The organism is Curtobacterium sp. Leaf183 (assembly GCF_001424385.1).
In the GTDB taxonomy this organism is placed as follows: Bacteria; Actinomycetota; Actinomycetes; order Actinomycetales; family Microbacteriaceae; genus Curtobacterium.
Genome location: NZ_LMPO01000001.1, coordinates 202,479 through 218,316, shown reverse-complemented (window position 1 = coordinate 218,316; position 15,838 = coordinate 202,479). Strand labels below are relative to the sequence as shown.

Below are 15,838 nucleotides of genomic sequence, written 5' to 3'. Positions count from 1 at the left end.
CCTCCTCGATGTCCCTGCCGTACTTCTCCTTGACCGCGGTGATGCCCGCGACCAGCACCTCTTCGTGCATCGCCATGACGTCCTCGTGGGACTCGATCCACGAGAACTCGGCGTCGACACTGGTGAACTCGGTCGCGTGGCGGCTGGTGAACGACGGGTCGGCGCGGAAGGCGTCGGCGATCTCGAACACGGCACCGAACCCGGCCGGCTGGGCCATCTGCTTGAAGTTCTGCGGCGACTGCGCCAGGTAGGCGGTGGTCTCGAAGTACTCCAGCTGGAAGAGCTCGGCGCGGGACTCGGACGCCGACGCCATCAGCTTGGGGGTGTGGATCTCGATGTAGTCGCGCTCGACCCAGTAGGTGCGGAACGCGTGCTCGAGGGTCGTCTGGATGCGGAAGATCAGGTTCTGCTTGCGGTTGCGCAGGTCGATGAAGCGCCAGTCGAGCCGCTTGTCGAGCGAGGAGTCGTCGGCGATCGGGGTCTCCGGGATCGCCGCGCTGACGACGGTCAGCTCGCCGACCTTGACCTCGAGTCCACCGAGCTTGACGCGCTCGTCCTGCTTGAGCGTGCCCGTCACGTGGATGAAGGAGCCGTGCGCCAGGCCCGAGATCGACTCGGTCGTGGCCAGGGCAGCCGCGGATGCGTCGTCGCCCTCGGTCGCCTCGCGGGTGGCCGGGTTGACCAGCTGGACGGCGCCGGTCTCGTCGCGGAGCACGACGAACTGCACCTTCTTCTGATCACGGACCGTCTCGACCCATCCGGCCACGGAGACGGGACCGTCGGGGAGAGCGGCGAGGTCGCTGATGCGGGTGCGTTCGATCACGGTCGTCGAGTCTATCCGGCTCCGCCTCCTGCACAGGCCGGTTGCGGTTCGCAGTTGTCCACAGACCCGGTCGGGAGGCCCGGATCGCCGTCCGGGGATCCGTAGCGTTCCGGGGGTGGCCGGGTCGCGAGCGGGGGACTCGCGGCCCGGTCCGCCAGGGCTGGCCCGTCCGGCCGGCAGCGTCCGGCCTGCCAGGGGCTGGCCCGTCCGCCGGGCAGCGGCTGGCCCGCCAGGGGCTGGCCCGTCCACCCGGCAGCGGCCGGCTCAGGGCAGCGAGGCGCGGAGGGTCCCGAGTGTGCCGATGAACTCCTCGGCCATGCCCGCGCGTTCGACGAGCTTCGCGTGACGGTCGCGGGCGTCCTGCAGGAAGGCGTCGAGCCGAGCGGCGCGAGCGGCCGTGTCCTCGGCGTCCGTGCCGGGCAGGCCGTCCACGATGCTGAGCAGGTCGCCCATCTCGTCCAGGGAGAACCCGAGGGGCTTCATCCGGCGGATCACCAGCAGGCGCTCGAGGTCGCGCTGGGTGTAGACCCGGAAGCCGCCGGCGGTCCGCCCGCTCGGCACCAGCAGGCCGACCTCGTCGTAGTGGCGGATCGTCCGCAGGGACATCCCCGCGCGGTCGGCGAGCTCACCGATGTGCATCGAGCCGGGATCGCGATCATCCGTCATGCGCCAACCCTACCCTCACGTGAGGGTAGGGTTGGCGGCGATGACCACCCTCACCTCGGCTCCGCCCGCCCAGAGCGTCCTGTCGGCCCTCCGCTCGCCGCGCATGCTGTCACGCGAGGTGCTCGCCGGTGTCGTGACCGCGCTCGCACTCATCCCCGAGGCGATCTCCTTCTCCGTCGTCGCCGGTGTCGACCCGGCGGTCGGCCTGTTCTCCAGCGTGGTCATCGCCGTCGTGATCGCCGTCGTCGGCGGGCGGCCCGCGATGGTCTCGGCAGCGGCCGGCTCGGTCGCGCTCGTCATCGCGCCGCTCGTCCGCGACCACGGCATCGCCTACCTGGTCCCGACGATCGTGCTCGGGGGCGTGATCCAGCTCGTGCTCGGGTTCCTCGGGGTCGCCCGGCTGATGCGGTTCATCCCGCGCAGCGTCAACGTCGCGTTCGTCAACGCCCTGGCCATCCTGATCTTCACCGCACAGCTGCCGAACCTGTTCGGCCACGACGTCCCGTTCGTCGTCTGGCCCCTGACCGCCCTGGGAGTCGCGGTCATCGTCGGGTTCCCCTACCTGACCAAGGCCGTGCCGGCACCGCTCATCGCGGTCGTGGTCATCACCCTGATCACGGTCGTGTTCGGCGTCGCCGTGCCGACCGTCGGCGACGAGGGGGCGCTCCCCACGGCGTTGCCGGGGTTCAACGGCATCACGGTGCCGATCTCCTTCGACACCCTGACGATCATCGCGCCGTACGCGTTCGGCATGGCGATCGTCGGACTCATCGAGACGCTCCTCACGGCGCAGCTCGTCGACGCCCTGACGGACACCGGCTCGAGCAAGTGGCGCGAGTCGTGGGGTCAGGGCATCGCCAACATCGCCTCCGCGTTCTTCGGCGGCACAGGCGGCTGCGCGATGATCGGGCAGACGGTCATCAACGTGAAGACCGCCGGCGCCCGGACACGCATCTCGACGTTCGCCGCGGGTGCCTCGGTGCTCGTGCTGACGATCGTGCTCCACGACGTCGTCGCGCGGATCCCGATGGCCGCGCTCACGGCGGTCATGCTCATGGTCTGCGTCGCGACCTTCGACTGGCACAGCATCCGTCCCCGCACGCTCGGCCGGATGCCGCTCGGCGAGACGGCCGTCATGGTGATCACGGTCCTGGTGGTCGTCGTCACGGACAACCTCGCGACCGGCGTGCTCGTCGGAGTCGTGGTCGCCGCGCTCGTCTTCGCCCGTCGGGTCGCCCACGTGGTCGAGGTCGTCCGCGAACCGGTCGACGACGACACCGTGCGGTACCGGGTGCGTGGTGCGCTGTTCTTCGCGTCGTCGAACGACCTCGTCACGCGGTTCTCGTACGCCGAGGACCCGGCGAACGTGGTCATCGACATGTCCGACGCGCACGTGTTCGACGCCAGCACGGTCGCTGCACTCGACGGCGTCGAGCAGCGGTTCGCCAAGCACGGGACGCGGGTCGAGGTCGTGAACCTCAACACCGGGTCGGTGGCGTTGCACGGCCGGTTGTCCGGGCACCTCGGCTGAGCGGTCCCGAAGCCGCCAATCCGCTGTGTGGCCAGTGGGAACGGTCGCGCGACCTACACTGGAACCCATGCCGGCGACCCGAATCCACCTCGTCCGTCACGGCGAGGTCCACAACCCGGACCGCGTGTTGTACGGGCGTCTGCCGGGCTTCGGACTGAGCGAGCTCGGGCACCGGATGGCCGCCGCGTCCGCCACCGCGTGGAAGGACGCCGGCGTCGACGTCCGCCGCATCGTGGCCTCGCCGCTCCAGCGCACGCAGGAGTCCGCTGCACCATGGGCCGCCTCCTACGGGCTCGACGTCAGCCTCGACGAACGCCTGATCGAGCCGACCAACCGGTACGAGGGACAGCCTCCCGGGTTCACCAAGCGCTCCGTCCGGCGACCGGCCGAGTGGCCCTGGATCGCGAACCCGTGGCGGCCCAGCTGGGGCGAGGCCTACGAGTCGATCGCCAACCGCATGCTGGCCGCTGTCGGCAGTGCGTGGGAGAGTGTCGACGAGGGCGACGTCGTCCTCGTGAGCCACCAGCTGCCGATCTGGATGGTCCACCGTCGTCTCGCGGGGGAGCCCCTGTGGCACGACCCGCGCCGACGCCGGTGCGACCTCTCCAGCATCACGACCCTCGAGCGCGTGCCCGCCACGTCCGGCGGCCGCTTCATCGAGGCCGGGTACGCGGACCCGGCGATGGAACTCCGCGAACGCGCCGTCGACGAAGGAGCAGTGTGACCAACCGCAGTGTCAGGAAGCGTGTCGTCGCGGTCGCGGCGACCGCCGTGGTCGCCGCCCTCGCGCTGGCCGGGTGCTCCGGCGGCAGCGACTCGCTGTCGAAGCAGTACGGCAGCGGCACCACGCAGAACTACATCTCCGGCGACGGCGCGGTGACCGAGGTCGCGGCCGACAAGCGGACGGACACCGTCGACTTCACCGCGAAGGACACCGATGGCGGGACGCTGTCGGCGAAGGCGCTGCGCGGCAAGGTCGTCGTGCTGAACTTCTGGTACGCCAGCTGCCCGCCCTGCCGCGCCGAGGCGAAGTACCTCAACACCGTGCAGCAGAAGTACGCGGACAAGGACGTGCAGTTCATCGGCGTCAACGTGCGCGACCAGGCCGCCACCGCCGCGGCCTTCGAGCGCACCTTCGGGATCGACTACCCGACCGTGCTCGACGCCGACAAGGGCACGATGCAGCTCGCGCTGTCCGGGCAGATCGCGCCGAACGCCGTCCCCGCGACGATCGTCCTCGACACCAAGGGCCGCGTCGCCGCCCGCGTGCTCGGCGCGATCGACGGCACGAGCATCCTCGACACCCTGGTCAGCGACGAGCTCGACGGCAGCAAGGCGTCCTGACCCGTGGGCAGCAACCCCTTCTCCGACGCGATCCTCAGCGGACAGATGCTGGTGGCGCTGCCCGTGGCCCTGCTCGCGGGGCTCGTGTCGTTCCTCTCGCCGTGCGTCCTGCCGCTCGTCCCCGGGTACCTGGGGTACGTCAGCGGGATCGCCGACGCGGGGAACCGGGGTCGGGGTCGCGTGGTCCTCGGGGTGCTGCTCTTCGTGCTCGGCTTCACCGCCGTCTTCGTCGCCTACACGACCGTGTTCGGCGCGCTCGGCTTCTGGCTCGTCCGCTGGCGTGACGTGATCACCCAGGTCCTCGGCGTCGTCGTGATCCTGATGGGCCTGGTCTTCATCGGTCGCTTCACCGTCCTGCAGCGCACGCTCAAGCCGTCGTGGACCCCCGCGACCGGCCTGGTCGGTGCCCCGCTGCTCGGCATCGTGTTCGGCCTCGGCTGGACCCCGTGCCTCGGCCCGACCCTCGCCGCGATCAACCTGCTCAGCGTGCAGGCCGGCAGCGCCTGGCAGGGCATGTGGCTCGGCGTCGCCTACTGCCTGGGGCTCGGCATCCCGTTCCTGCTCGTCGCCCTCGGCGCCGGGTGGGCAGCCGGAGCGATCCGCGTCGTGAAGCGCCACATGCGCGTCGTCAACATCATCGGAGGAGCGATCCTGATCGTCATCGGTCTGCTCATGGTCACCGGCATCTGGTCGGCCGTCATGTCGAGCGTCGGGGCGGTGATCCAGAGCTATGTCCCGGCAGTCTGACACCGACGACAGTCGCCTCGAGAACGGCACCGCCTCCGACCCGATGCGTCCGTCCGACCATGTCGACGGAGCGGGTCCGGCCGACGGCCCCGGCGAGGTCAACCAACCGAAGCTCGGGTTCCTCGGGTACGTCCGGTACTTCTGGCGCCAGCTGACGAGCATGCGCACGGCGCTGTTCCTGCTGATGATGCTCGCGCTGGCGGCGATCCCCGGGTCGCTCGTGCCGCAGCGCACCGCCGACCCCAACGGCGTCGTGCAGTACAAGGCCGACCACCCGCAGCTCTTCCCGGTGCTCGACAAGCTCCAGGTCTTCGACACCTACACCTCGGTGTGGTTCTCGGCGATCTACCTGCTGCTGTTCGTCTCGCTCATCGGCTGCATCATCCCGCGCACCAGGCACCACTGGCAGGCGTTGCGGACCCGCCCGCCCAGGACCCCCGCCCGACTGACGCGACTCGCGGGCTACCGCAGTGTCCCGGTCGGGCCGGACACGGTGGCGGACGGTGCACGCGGGACGGACCCGGCCACGGGCCTCCCGTCAGCCGACCACGCCGTCACCCGCGCCATGGCGCTGCTGAAGCGCTCCGGGTACCGCGTCGAGCGGTTCGGCGACTCGGTCAGCGCGGAGCGCGGCTACCTGCGCGAGACCGGCAACCTGGTGTTCCACGCCGCGCTCGTCGGCGTGCTCGTCGCCGTCGGGATCGGCGGCGGCTTCGGGTACACCGGACAGCGGCTGCTCGTCGAGGGACAGACCTTCTCGAACGTCCTCGGGTCGTACGACTCGTTCAACCCGGGTCGCTGGTTCCAGCAGACCGACCTCAAGGGCTACAACCTGACCCTCGACAAGTTCGTCACCAAGTACGAGGAGCGCAACCTCGACGCGCTCGGGCAGGCGACGGACTACTCGGCGACGGTGACATCGCAGGCCAAGGGCGGCCAGCCGACGACGGGCCGGCTCGGCGTGAACGACCCGCTGTCCATCGGCGGCACGAACGTGTACCTGCTCGGCAACGGCTACGCCATGGACGTCACGGTGCGCGACGGCGACGGCAACGTGGCGTTCCAGGACGACGTGCCCTTCCTGCCCGCCGACGCGAACTACACGTCGACCGGTGTCGTCAAGGTCCCCGACGCCGCACCGGACCAGCTCGGCATGGTCGGGTTCTTCTACCCGACGGCCGTCAAGCTCGGCACCGGGGCGTTCACGTCGAACTACCCGGACGCCGAGAACCCGCTGCTGACGCTGCAGGTGTACACCGGCAACCTCGGGTTGGACGACGGTGTGCCGCGCAGCGTCTACCAGCTCGACACGAGCGGGCTCACGCAGATCGCCGGGACCAAGTCCGAGGCCAAGAGCATCGAGCTGAAGCCCGGCCAGACCAAGACCCTGCCGCAGGGAGCCGGGTCGATCACGTTCAACGGCGTGAAGCGGTACGTGTCGCTCGACGTGCACCACGACCCCTCGCAGCTGTGGGTCGGCGGGTTCGCCGTGCTCAGCGTGCTCGGGCTGCTGACGTCGCTGTTCGTCCCGCGCCGTCGTGTGTGGGTGAAGGTCGTGCCGCGCACCGGCGCCGAACACGGCGAGTACGACCTCGAGTACGCGGGGCTGGCCCGCGGCGAGGACCCCAATCTCGAACGGGCCGTGGCGGACATCGCCGCCAAGCACGTGTCAGACCTCGGAGTTAGGATTCCCTCGTGGACATGACGACGAACCTCGCGACCTACTCGGTCGTCCTCACCTACTCGGCCATGGCCGTGTACGTGGTGGCGTTCATCTCGTTCGCACTCGACATGGCCAAGCGGTCCGGCGAGGTCACGGTGGGTGCTGACGGCACCGCCGTCGCCTCGACCGTGCGGCAGCAGCAGGCCAAGACCGTCGCGACGGTGCAGGGCGGCACCGTCGTCCTCGAGCGTGTCGAAGCGCCCGCCAAGACCGGCTCTGGTCGACGCGGGTCGCGGTTCGAGCGCGTGGGCATGGCGATGACCGTCCTGGCGCTCGTGCTGCACGTCGGGGCGATCGTCCTCCGTGGCATCGCAGCCGATCGTGTGCCGTGGGGCAACATGTTCGAGTTCTCGCTGACGGGCACCGGGCTGATCATCGCGATCTTCCTGCTCGTGCAGCTCTGGCAGAACCTGAAGTTCCTCGGTGTCTTCATCACCGGGCTCACGCTGATCCTGCTCGGCATCGCCACGGTCAACTACTACGTGCCGGTCCGGCCGCTCGTGCCCGCGCTCGAGTCCTACTGGCTCGTCCTGCATGTGTTCGTCGCGATCGCCGGTACGGGGTTCTTCGCCCTCGGCGCTGGCCTGGCCGTGTCGCAGCTCATCCAGACCTACCGCCTCAGCCACAGCGGAGCCTCCAAGCAGCTCCGCTTCATGGAGACCCTGCCCGACGCCGACCGGCTCGAGGTCCTGACCTACCGCGTCCTGCTCGTGGGCTTCGTGCTCTGGACCTTCACGCTCATCGCGGGCGCCATCTGGGCCGAGCGGGCTTGGGGCCGCTACTGGGGCTGGGACACCAAGGAAGTCTGGACCTTCATCATCTGGGTCATCTACGCCGGGTACATCCACGCCCGTGCCACCCGTGGCTGGCGCGGCGCTCGGTCCTCATGGCTGGCACTCGTCGGATTCTCCGCGGTGATGTTCAACTTCGCCGTCGTCAACGTGTTCTTCAAGGGGCTGCACAGCTACTCCGGCCTGTGAGCCACTGACGCTGCAACGCCGCGAGCACGGTGTCGGTCCGACCGACACCGTGCTCCTCCCGTTCCGGGGTACTGACCGGTCGCTCCGTCACTGGCGCTGGTCACTGGCCCTGCTCACCGGCCTTGCTCACCGGCACTGGCTCCGCTCGTTGGACCCGGTCGCCCTCCCGTGGTCGCACGACTTGCCGCTGGTTGGTCGTCGTGGTTGCAGAAGCTGCCGCCTTCGAGCCCCGCGAGCGGCCGTTTGCGCGACTTCGGCAACGCTGAGCGGCAGGTCGTGCGACCACCGCAGCCGTGCGGGCAGGCGGGGAAGCGGCCAGTCCGGGTCTCTTCGTTCCGGTTGGGGGCCCACCCGCCAGGAGGCCCGGTGCACGACCCATGCGGACGCGACACCCCGCCGGTCGGTCGCCAAGTGGTCCGAGCACGCCGTCCGCCGAGACGTGGTCGCGCGACTCGCCGCTCGGGTTCGCCGAGGTGTGACGACTCCACCGTGCCGGGGCTCGAGATCCCACAATTGTGGAACCTCGGGAACCCTGGAACCCGAGAACCCGAGAACGCGGAACCTCGGGAACCCGAGAACGCGGGACCCCGGGAACCCCGGGAACCCCGGGAACCCCGGGCGACGCGGCCGCTACGCGGTGACGTCCGCCGCGAGCAGCGCGTGGACGCGCTCCGCGCGTGCGCGCCACCAGGCGGTCCGCTCCGGGGATGCGGCGAACCGGGCCAGCAGCGTCGGCGAGACGTCGACGCGGCGCACACCGATCCTCCCGTTCGTGGGCAGCACCGGATCGGAGGTGACGTCACCCAGGAACATCGCGGCGGTCCCGAGCCCGGCGGCGTAGCCCGGCGTCATCGCCGCCGCGGCGAGGAACGCCCCCATCCCCAGCCCGACGGACGTGTCGAGCGCACTCGAGACGACACAGGGCAGGCCCGCATCGGCGATGACCCGCCGTGCCGCGGTGACCCCACCGAGCGGCTGCGCCTTCACCACCAGTACGTCGGCCGCCCCGGCTCGGGCGACCGCGAGCGGGTCCGACGCCTTGCGTACGCTCTCGTCGGCGGCGATCCGGACCCCGAGTCCGGCGATGCGGCGTCGGAGCTCCGCGAGTTCGTCGACCGTCCGACACGGCTGCTCGGCGTACTGGAGGTCGAAGGGCGCCAGCCGCTCCAGGGCAACGACCGCCTCGTCCAGGCTCCAGAGCCCGTTCGCGTCGATCCGCACCGCGGCGTCGGCGCCCATCACCCGCCGGACCTCGGCGACCCGGGCGACGTCGTCCTCGACGGTGGTGCCGGGCTCGGCGACCTTGACCTTGGCGGTGGTGCAGCCGGGGTACCGCGCCAGGAGCCCCTCGACGGCGCCGGGGGCCACCGCGGGGACGGTGGCGTTCACCGGGACCGACTGCGCCGCGGGGACGTGCTCGGTCCAGCCGAAATCGATCGTGGCGCGCAACCACGCGGCGGCCTCGGTGTCCGCGTACTCCACGAAGGGCGAGAACTCGGTCCAGCCCTGCGGGCCGCGCAGGACCAGCGCCTCGCGAGTCGTGATGCCGCGGAACCGCACGCGCATCGGCAGGGCGACGACGTGCGCGTCGGACAACAGGTCGGTCAGGTCGGGGAGCACCGGCCCATCCTCGCAGCGGACGTCACAGTTCCTCGGAGGCGAAGGCCAGGGCGGCGCAATAGCATGCTCCGGTCGGCGACGGTTCCCGTTCGGTGACCATGCAGTGCACGACCGGACACGACGACCAGAGGGAGGCCCCGTGGCGACTGACCCGCCGCAGCGGTCGCCCCGCCCGTCCCGAGCCGCGTCGCCGACGGCGCGGACCGCATCGACGCAGAACGGTCGAGCCGCTGCACCCGCCGCTGCTCCGACGTCCGCCAGGCCCACGTCGCCCGGCCGAGGCACCGCCGACTTCGAGCGGCTGATGCAGCGCAACACGGTCGACGTCCGTGCCCAGACCGGCGCGCAGCGTCGCCGCCGCCGCAACCCGATCGTGGGCAAGATCGCACTCGGCCTGGCGATCGTCTCCGCCGCCGTGGACGCCAGCGCGTTCGCGGTCTTCATGGGCGGCGACACCACGTTCGCGTTCGGGATCTGCTTCGTCGTGGTGTTCCTGACCCTCATCGCGGCGATCCTCGGCTTCATCGCCGCGGTCGGGGGGCTCGGACGGTGGTACGGGGCGGTCGGCGTCGTGGTGGCGTTCTTCGCCAACCCGGTGATCCTCGTCGTCCTGCTCGTCATCGTGGCGCCCGAGATGCTGACCGGGATGAGCGGCGCCTGACCCACCCGGCGCACGACCGGGCCGGAGCACCCCGACGCCTGACCCACCCGGCGTCTGATCCACCCGGCGCACGACCGGGCCGGAGCACCCCGACGATAGGTTGGGACCATGCCCGACACCGTGTCCGACCTGTTCGACCCCGACGTCTGGACGACCGCCCCCGCGTCGGCGTCCTTCACCGACATCACGTACCACAAGCACGTGTCGAAGGGCATCGTCCGCATCGCGTTCGACCGCCCCGAGGTCCGGAACGCCTTCCGTCCCCGGACGGTCGACGAGCTGTACCGCGCCCTCGACGACGCCCGCCAGGACCCCCGCGTCGGCGTCGTCCTGCTGACCGGCAACGGCCCGAGCCCGAAGGACGGCGGCTGGGCGTTCTGCTCCGGCGGTGACCAGCGCATCCGCGGCCGCAGCGGCTACCAGTACGTCGGCGACGAGGGCGCTCCGCCCGAGGGCGTCGACCCGGCCGCCGCACAGGCCTCGATGGGTCGGCTGCACATCCTCGAGGTCCAGCGGCTGATCCGGATGATGCCCAAGGTCGTCATCGCGGTCGTCCCGGGCTGGGCCGCCGGCGGTGGGCACTCGCTGCACGCCATCTGCGACCTGACGATCGCCAGCGCCGAGCACGGCCGGTTCAAGCAGACCGACGCTGACGTGGGCTCGTTCGACGGCGGGTACGGCAGCGCCTACTACGCCAAGCAGATCGGCCAGAAGCTCGCGCGCGAAGTGTTCTTCCTCGCCGAGGAGTACTCCGCCCAGCGCGCGTACGAGATGGGTGCGGTCAACCGGGTGGTGCCGCACGCTGACCTCGAGCACGAGGCGATCCGCTGGGGCGAGACCATCCTGGGCAAGTCACCGACGGCGATCCGGATGCTCAAGTACGCCTTCAACGCGGTCGACGACGGTCTGGTCGGCCAGCAGGTCTTCGCGGGCGAGGCCACCCGTCTCGCCTACGGCACCGACGAGGCCGTCGAGGGCCGTGACTCCTTCCTCGAGAAGCGCGCCCCGGAGTGGACGTCCTTCCCCTGGCACTACTGATGACCCGACCGCTGGTCACGCTGGACGCGTCGGACCCGCTGGCCGTGCTGCGCGGACTGGAGGCCGCCCTCGCCGGCGGCCCCGCGCTCCTGCCGGTCGCCGAGGACGTCCCGGCGCTGCCGACTCCGCCTCCGGCCGACGTCCCGCAGCGGGTCGCCCTGGTCGTCGAGACGAGCGGGTCCACCGGCACGGGCAAGCGCGTGGCGCTGTCCGCCGACGCGCTGCTGGCCGGCGCGGCCGCCGCCGACCAGGCGCTCGGGGGACCGGGCAGCTGGGTCCTCGCGCTGCCCACCCACTACATCGCGGGCCTCAACGTGCTGACCCGGTCGATCGTCGCGGGCACGACCCCGTCCCTCGTGGCGCCGGGACACTTCACCGCCGAGGCGTTCGCGGACGCCGCGGACCGCCTCGAGGTCGGGCTGGCCGCACCACGCCGGTACACCTCGCTCGTCCCGGTGCAGCTCGCCCGTGTGCTCGACGACGCCCGCGCCACGGCCGCCCTCGCGCGGTTCGACGCGGTCCTCGTCGGCGGACAGGCGACCCCGGCACCCCTCCGCGACCGGGCCCGCGCCGCCGGCGTCCGCGCGGTGACGACGTACGGGGCCAGCGAGACGAGCGGTGGGTGCGTCTACGACGGTGTCCCCTTCGGCACCGTGCAGACACGACTCGTCGACGGTGAGCTCTGGCTGCACGGACCGATGCTCGCCGAGGGGTACCTCGGGGACGACACCCGGACCGCGTCGACGTTCGTGGTCGACGACGGGCTCCGGTGGTACCGGACGGGCGATGCCGCGACGACCTCGGACGGCGTCGTGCGGGTGCTCGGGCGGCTCGACGACGTCGTCATCTCCGGCGGCGAGAAGGTGCCGCTCGGTCTCGTCGAACGCAGCGTGCGCGAACTCCCCGGGCAGGACACGGCCGTGGTGACCCGACGCTCGTCGGACGAGTGGGGCGAGGTCCCCGTCGTCGTGACCGCCACCCCGATCGACCTCCAGCGGGTCCGCGACCACGTCCAGGCCGCCCTCGGTCGAGCGGCGCGCCCGGCGGCGGTGGTCCTCGTCGACACGCTGCCGATGCTCAGCGCTGGCAAGCCCGACCGGCGTGCGATCCGCGCCCTCGTCGACGACGAATAGGATCGACACCCGTGGCACGATCGAAGAACGCAACCCAGAAGCAGGGCCGGTCCGGCAACCCGGCGAAGGCCGCCTCGCCGGTGGCCCCGAAGCGTCGTGCGACCGCACGCGACTGGATCGGCGGTGCCCGACTGCGCACGTTGACCCTCGGGGTCGTCCCCGTCGTGCTCGGCACCGCGGTCGGGTTCGTGGACAGCGGCATCGCGGGGGACTTCGGCGACTACCTGTCGCAGGACGCCCACCTGGCGGTCGCACTCCTCGCACTCGCGGTGGCGCTGTTCCTGCAGATCGGCGTGAACTACAGCAACGACTACTCGGACGGGGTCCGCGGCACCGACGAGTTCCGCGTCGGACCCGCACGGCTCACCGGTGCCGGGCTCGCGAAGCCGCGCACCGTGCTGACCGTCGCGCTGACCTTCTTCGGGCTCGCCGCGGTCGCCGGGATCGCCATCGTGGTCATCACGCAGCTGTGGTGGCTGCTCATCGTGGGGGCCGCCGCGATCGTCGCCGCGTGGTTCTACACCGGCGGCAAGAAGCCCTACGGGTACAACGCCCTCGGCGAGGTCTTCGTCTTCGTGTTCTTCGGCCTGGTCGCGGTCCTCGGCACGCAGTACACCCAGATCCAACAGGTCACGACGAGCGGGTGGGCCGCAGCCGTCGCCGCGGGCTTCTTCGCCTGCGCCGTGCTCATGGTGAACAACATCCGCGACATCGACGAGGACCGTCTCGCCGGCAAGCGCACCCTGGCCGTCGTCCTGGGCAGCGGTGTGGCGCGGACGCTCTACGGCGTGTTCCTGATGCTGCCCTACGTCGTGCTGCTCTGGTTCGTGCTGCTGTACTTCCGCACCGGCCTCACGTACTTCTCGCTGCTGCTCGCCCTGCCGGCACTGCTCATCGGCGTGACGTCCAAGAAGCCGCGCGAGCTGATCACCGCGCTGCAGCTGTCGTCGTTCGCGTCGCTGGTGTTCGGCGTGGTGCTCGGCATCACGCTCGCCGTCCAGCCGTAGCCGGAACGCCGGAACGCCGGAACGCCGGAACGCCGGAACCAGCATCGGCACCGGCGCGGCCGCGAGTCAGCCGGCGGTCGGCCCCTCGCGGCGGTCTGCGTGTCGGTCGGCGTCGGACACCGGACGCACCGTCGGCGCGTCCGTGTCCTCGGCGTCGACGAAGTCGTCCTCGAAGTCCGAGTCGGCGTCGTGCGCCGGACGAGGGCGTCGGGACGCGAGGCTCAGCGTGACCTGCTCGCGCAGCCGGGGCAGCGCGATGTAGGACACGAGCAGCCCGACGAGCGCCGCACCGATGGTCGCCCAGTACCAGGGCAGCCCGATCACGAACAGGACGACGAGCGCCGCCGCGAAGATCCCGAGACGGGCGAGGGTGTACACGAGCCACGCTTTCACGCGGCAAGTCTACGGACCCGCACTCCATGAGGCCCGTCACAGACTCCCGACCTAGACTCCGTGCATGATCCGCTTGTGGCTCGTCGTCGCAGTCGCCGCCGTGGCGTTCACGGTGTACGCACTCATCGACTGCGCCACGATGCCCAAGCCCCGTGTCCGGTCGCTCCGCAAGGGCATCTGGGTCCTGTTGATCATCGTCCTGCCGGTACTCGGTGCCCTGCTGTGGTTCCTGCTCGGCCGTGCACCCGCCACCCCCGAGCGCATCGCCCGGTACCGTGGTCCCGAAGACGACCCGGACTTCCTCGGCGAGCAGGCTCCCGAGCGGCCCCGCACGGACAAGGACCAGGACGACGCCACGCTCCGCAACCTCGAAGACCAGTTCCACGACACCGACGACGACGGCCGCGCCGATCGCTGACGCCCCCGCCGGGTCGGCCGACCCGGCGTCCGGCAGCCCGGCGTCCGACTTCGCACTCGCGCTCCTGCAGGAAGCAGCCCGCGCGGGCGTGACCGACGTCGTCGTCAGTCCCGGGTCGCGCTCGCAGGCGCTCGCGCTGGCGGCGGTCGCGCTCGAGCGGGCCGGCGGGATCACGGTGCACGTGCGCCTCGACGAGCGCACCGCGGGGTTCTTCGCGCTCGGACTCGCGGTCGAGACCGGCCGTCCGGCGCTCGTCGTGACCACGTCGGGCACCGCGGTCGCCAACCTGCACCCGGCGGTCCTCGAAGCGCACCACTCGGGTGTCCCGATGCTCGTCGTCTCGGCCGACCGTCCGACCGAACTCCGGGGGATCGGCAGCAACCAGACGACGGTGCAGCCGGGGATGTTCGCCGATGCGGCCGCGTTCGTCCGCGACGTCGAGGCGCCGTCCGCGCACGGCATCGACGAGGACACCCGGACGGTCGTGCGCGGCATCGTGCGGGAGGCCGTCGCCGCGGCGTCCGGGCACACCGGCCAGCCCGGCCCGGCCCAGCTGAACGTCGCCTTCCGCGAGCCCCTGTCCGCGACGCTGACCGACGTCGTCGGCGTCCCCGAGGACCAGGTCGACACCGCGTTCGCCGTCCGCCGCGTCCACTCCGGGCTGCCCGTCGCGGAGCTCGCGCCGGACGACGACCCGGCGACGGTCGTGATCGCGGGGCACGACGCTGGTGAGGACGCCGAACGGATCGCGTGGGAGCTCGGAGCGCCGCTGATCGCCGAGGTCTCGAGCGGGGCGCACTTCGGCCGCAACCTCGTCGTCGCCTACCGTGCGCTGCTCGGTGACCCGGAGTTCGGCGGCCGTGTCCGTCGAGCGGTCGTGCTCGGACACCCGACACTGTCGCGCGAGGTGCCGGCGCTCCTGCAGCGGGACGACGTCGAGGTCGTGACCGTCCGTGGGGCGGGTGCCGACGCGTACGACCCGAGCCGCGCCTCCCGGCTGGTGTCGGACGTCGAGGTGACCGGACGCACCGGTCCCGCCCACCGCGCCTGGGTCGGGCGGTGGGTCGCGGCCAGCCGGGCCGCGCTCGGCGCCGGTGACGCCGGGCCCGACCTGGACGCCAAGCGCTCGGACGACCGCGCCGAGCGGAACCGGTTCCTCCGCGACGAGGTGGCGCTCCGCCGTCGCCCCGTCGACCGCGCCATGCTCGCGGATGCCGTGTGGGGCGTCACCTGGCCGCACGACCGCCTGGTGCTCGGCGCGTCGCAGATCATCCGCGTCGCCGACGGCCGCGTCGCCGGCAAGAAGATCCACGTGCACGCCAACCGCGGCCTGGCCGGCATCGACGGGACCGTCTCGACCGCACTGGGCATCGCCGCCGCCCTCGAGACCACGCAGGCGGCCGGCGGCACCACGCGCGTGCTGCTCGGCGACCTGACCTTCCTGCACGACCTCGGCGCGTTCGTCACCGGGACCGACGAGTCGACACGCCGCGTGCAGGTCGTCATCGGCAACGACTCCGGCGGCGCCATCTTCCGCGGACTCGAGGTGGCCGAGACCACGCCGGCCGAGGACATGCGGCGCATGATGACCACCCCGCAGCACGTCGACGTCGAGCGGGTCGTCACCGGGCTCGGGTGGGAGTACCGCCGGGCCGCGACCTGGGGTGACCTGGAGCAGGTGCTGACGGACCCGGCGGAGCGGGTCGTCATCGAGGTGCCGCTGGCCGACTGACCGCGCACCGTGCGCGTTCTGG

16 protein-coding genes are annotated in these 15,838 nt (G+C 71.4%); 12 read left to right on the top strand and 4 right to left on the bottom strand.

All coding sequences use genetic code 11. The features are described 5' to 3' along the window. Positions 1-823 (bottom strand): amino acid--tRNA ligase-related protein (locus ASG04_RS17730; RefSeq protein ID WP_235515416.1); only part of this gene is annotated, 823 nt, incomplete at its 3' end. Positions 824-1,087: 264 nt separating this feature from the next. Further along, positions 1,088-1,489: a MerR family transcriptional regulator gene (locus ASG04_RS00970; protein ID WP_056118948.1), complete on the bottom strand. Its 402-nt coding sequence runs from the start codon at positions 1,487-1,489 to the stop codon at positions 1,088-1,090. Positions 1,490-1,529: 40 nt separating this feature from the next. On the opposite strand from ASG04_RS00970, the gene ASG04_RS00965 reads away from it, so the two are divergent. The 6 genes from ASG04_RS00965 to ccsB all read left to right on the top strand — a co-directional run bounded on the left by ASG04_RS00965 (position 1,530) and on the right by ccsB (position 7,814). Then, complete coding sequence (locus tag ASG04_RS00965; protein WP_056118944.1) at positions 1,530-3,020, top strand: SulP family inorganic anion transporter; 1,491 nt, start codon at positions 1,530-1,532, stop codon at positions 3,018-3,020. Between the two features lie 67 nt (positions 3,021-3,087). After that, positions 3,088-3,744: a histidine phosphatase family protein gene (locus ASG04_RS00960; protein WP_056118941.1), complete on the top strand. Its 657-nt coding sequence runs from the start codon at positions 3,088-3,090 to the stop codon at positions 3,742-3,744. Further along, positions 3,741-4,364, top strand: a complete 624-nt coding sequence (locus ASG04_RS00955; RefSeq protein ID WP_056118938.1) for a TlpA family protein disulfide reductase — start codon at positions 3,741-3,743, stop codon at positions 4,362-4,364. The genes ASG04_RS00960 and ASG04_RS00955 overlap by 4 nt, the downstream gene beginning before the upstream one ends. Positions 4,365-4,409: 45 nt before the next feature. Next, positions 4,410-5,111, top strand: a complete 702-nt coding sequence (locus tag ASG04_RS00950) for a cytochrome c biogenesis CcdA family protein (RefSeq protein ID WP_056120115.1) — start codon at positions 4,410-4,412, stop codon at positions 5,109-5,111. Between the two features lie 43 nt (positions 5,112-5,154). Then, a complete protein-coding gene (locus tag ASG04_RS00945) occupies positions 5,155-6,816 on the top strand; it encodes a cytochrome c biogenesis protein ResB (RefSeq protein ID WP_056120110.1) in 1,662 nt (553 codons plus the stop codon). After that, positions 6,813-7,814 carry a c-type cytochrome biogenesis protein CcsB gene (ccsB, locus tag ASG04_RS00940; RefSeq protein ID WP_056120107.1) on the top strand — a complete coding sequence of 334 codons (1,002 nt, stop codon included), beginning with the start codon at positions 6,813-6,815 and terminating at the stop codon, positions 7,812-7,814. Before ASG04_RS00945 ends, ccsB begins: the two co-directional genes overlap by 4 nt. A gap of 630 nt (positions 7,815-8,444) precedes the next feature. On the opposite strand, the gene ASG04_RS00935 is transcribed toward ccsB, so the two are convergent. Further along, on the bottom strand, positions 8,445-9,434 hold the full coding sequence (locus ASG04_RS00935) for an o-succinylbenzoate synthase (protein WP_056118937.1): 990 nt from the start codon (positions 9,432-9,434) through the stop codon (positions 8,445-8,447). Between the two features lie 304 nt (positions 9,435-9,738). Here ASG04_RS00935 and ASG04_RS00930 point away from each other — a divergent pair, with 304 nt between their 5' ends. The 4 genes from ASG04_RS00930 to ASG04_RS00915 all read left to right on the top strand — a co-directional run bounded on the left by ASG04_RS00930 (position 9,739) and on the right by ASG04_RS00915 (position 13,273). Further along, positions 9,739-10,095: a hypothetical protein gene (locus ASG04_RS00930; protein ID WP_146245142.1), complete on the top strand. Its 357-nt coding sequence runs from the start codon at positions 9,739-9,741 to the stop codon at positions 10,093-10,095. Positions 10,096-10,203: 108 nt separating this feature from the next. Further along, positions 10,204-11,133 (top strand): 1,4-dihydroxy-2-naphthoyl-CoA synthase, encoded by a 930-nt coding sequence (locus ASG04_RS00925; RefSeq protein ID WP_056118929.1) that lies wholly within the window; start codon positions 10,204-10,206, stop codon positions 11,131-11,133. Further along, positions 11,133-12,266 carry an AMP-binding protein gene (locus ASG04_RS00920; protein ID WP_056118926.1) on the top strand — a complete coding sequence of 378 codons (1,134 nt, stop codon included), beginning with the start codon at positions 11,133-11,135 and terminating at the stop codon, positions 12,264-12,266. The genes ASG04_RS00925 and ASG04_RS00920 overlap by 1 nt, the downstream gene beginning before the upstream one ends. A gap of 11 nt (positions 12,267-12,277) precedes the next feature. Continuing rightward, complete coding sequence (locus tag ASG04_RS00915) at positions 12,278-13,273, top strand: 1,4-dihydroxy-2-naphthoate polyprenyltransferase (RefSeq protein WP_200938375.1); 996 nt, start codon at positions 12,278-12,280, stop codon at positions 13,271-13,273. Positions 13,274-13,339: 66 nt separating this feature from the next. Here ASG04_RS00915 and ASG04_RS00910 read toward each other — a convergent pair whose 3' ends face one another. Beyond that, the gene (locus ASG04_RS00910; RefSeq protein WP_056118925.1) at positions 13,340-13,666 is read right to left on the bottom strand and encodes a DUF4229 domain-containing protein; all 327 of its coding nucleotides are present in this window, start codon (positions 13,664-13,666) and stop codon (positions 13,340-13,342) included. Positions 13,667-13,730: 64 nt separating this feature from the next. Here ASG04_RS00910 and ASG04_RS00905 point away from each other — a divergent pair, with 64 nt between their 5' ends. Together ASG04_RS00905 and menD are read left to right on the top strand one after the other, a co-directional pair. After that, positions 13,731-14,084, top strand: coding sequence for a PLD nuclease N-terminal domain-containing protein (locus ASG04_RS00905; protein ID WP_056118921.1), 354 nt, complete (start codon positions 13,731-13,733; stop codon positions 14,082-14,084). Next, positions 14,077-15,816, top strand: coding sequence for a 2-succinyl-5-enolpyruvyl-6-hydroxy-3-cyclohexene-1-carboxylic-acid synthase (gene menD / locus ASG04_RS00900; RefSeq protein WP_056120099.1), 1,740 nt, complete (start codon positions 14,077-14,079; stop codon positions 15,814-15,816). The genes ASG04_RS00905 and menD overlap by 8 nt, the downstream gene beginning before the upstream one ends. Positions 15,817-15,838: the final 22 nt, after the last annotated feature.

Coding starts and splice junctions, on each gene's coding strand:
- ASG04_RS00905 (WP_056118921.1), top strand. CDS start 13,731: ATGATCCGCTTGTGGCTCGTCGTCGCAGTCGCCGCCGTGGCGTTCACG.
- ASG04_RS00930 (WP_146245142.1), top strand. CDS start 9,739: ATGCAGCGCAACACGGTCGACGTCCGTGCCCAGACCGGCGCGCAGCGT.
- ccsB (WP_056120107.1), top strand. CDS start 6,813: ATGACGACGAACCTCGCGACCTACTCGGTCGTCCTCACCTACTCGGCC.
- ASG04_RS00925 (WP_056118929.1), top strand. CDS start 10,204: ATGCCCGACACCGTGTCCGACCTGTTCGACCCCGACGTCTGGACGACC.
- ASG04_RS00945 (WP_056120110.1), top strand. CDS start 5,155: ATGCGTCCGTCCGACCATGTCGACGGAGCGGGTCCGGCCGACGGCCCC.
- ASG04_RS00950 (WP_056120115.1), top strand. CDS start 4,410: ATGCTGGTGGCGCTGCCCGTGGCCCTGCTCGCGGGGCTCGTGTCGTTC.
- ASG04_RS00965 (WP_056118944.1), top strand. CDS start 1,530: ATGACCACCCTCACCTCGGCTCCGCCCGCCCAGAGCGTCCTGTCGGCC.
- ASG04_RS00970 (WP_056118948.1), bottom strand. CDS start 1,489: ATGACGGATGATCGCGATCCCGGCTCGATGCACATCGGTGAGCTCGCC.
- ASG04_RS00960 (WP_056118941.1), top strand. CDS start 3,088: ATGCCGGCGACCCGAATCCACCTCGTCCGTCACGGCGAGGTCCACAAC.
- ASG04_RS00920 (WP_056118926.1), top strand. CDS start 11,133: ATGACCCGACCGCTGGTCACGCTGGACGCGTCGGACCCGCTGGCCGTG.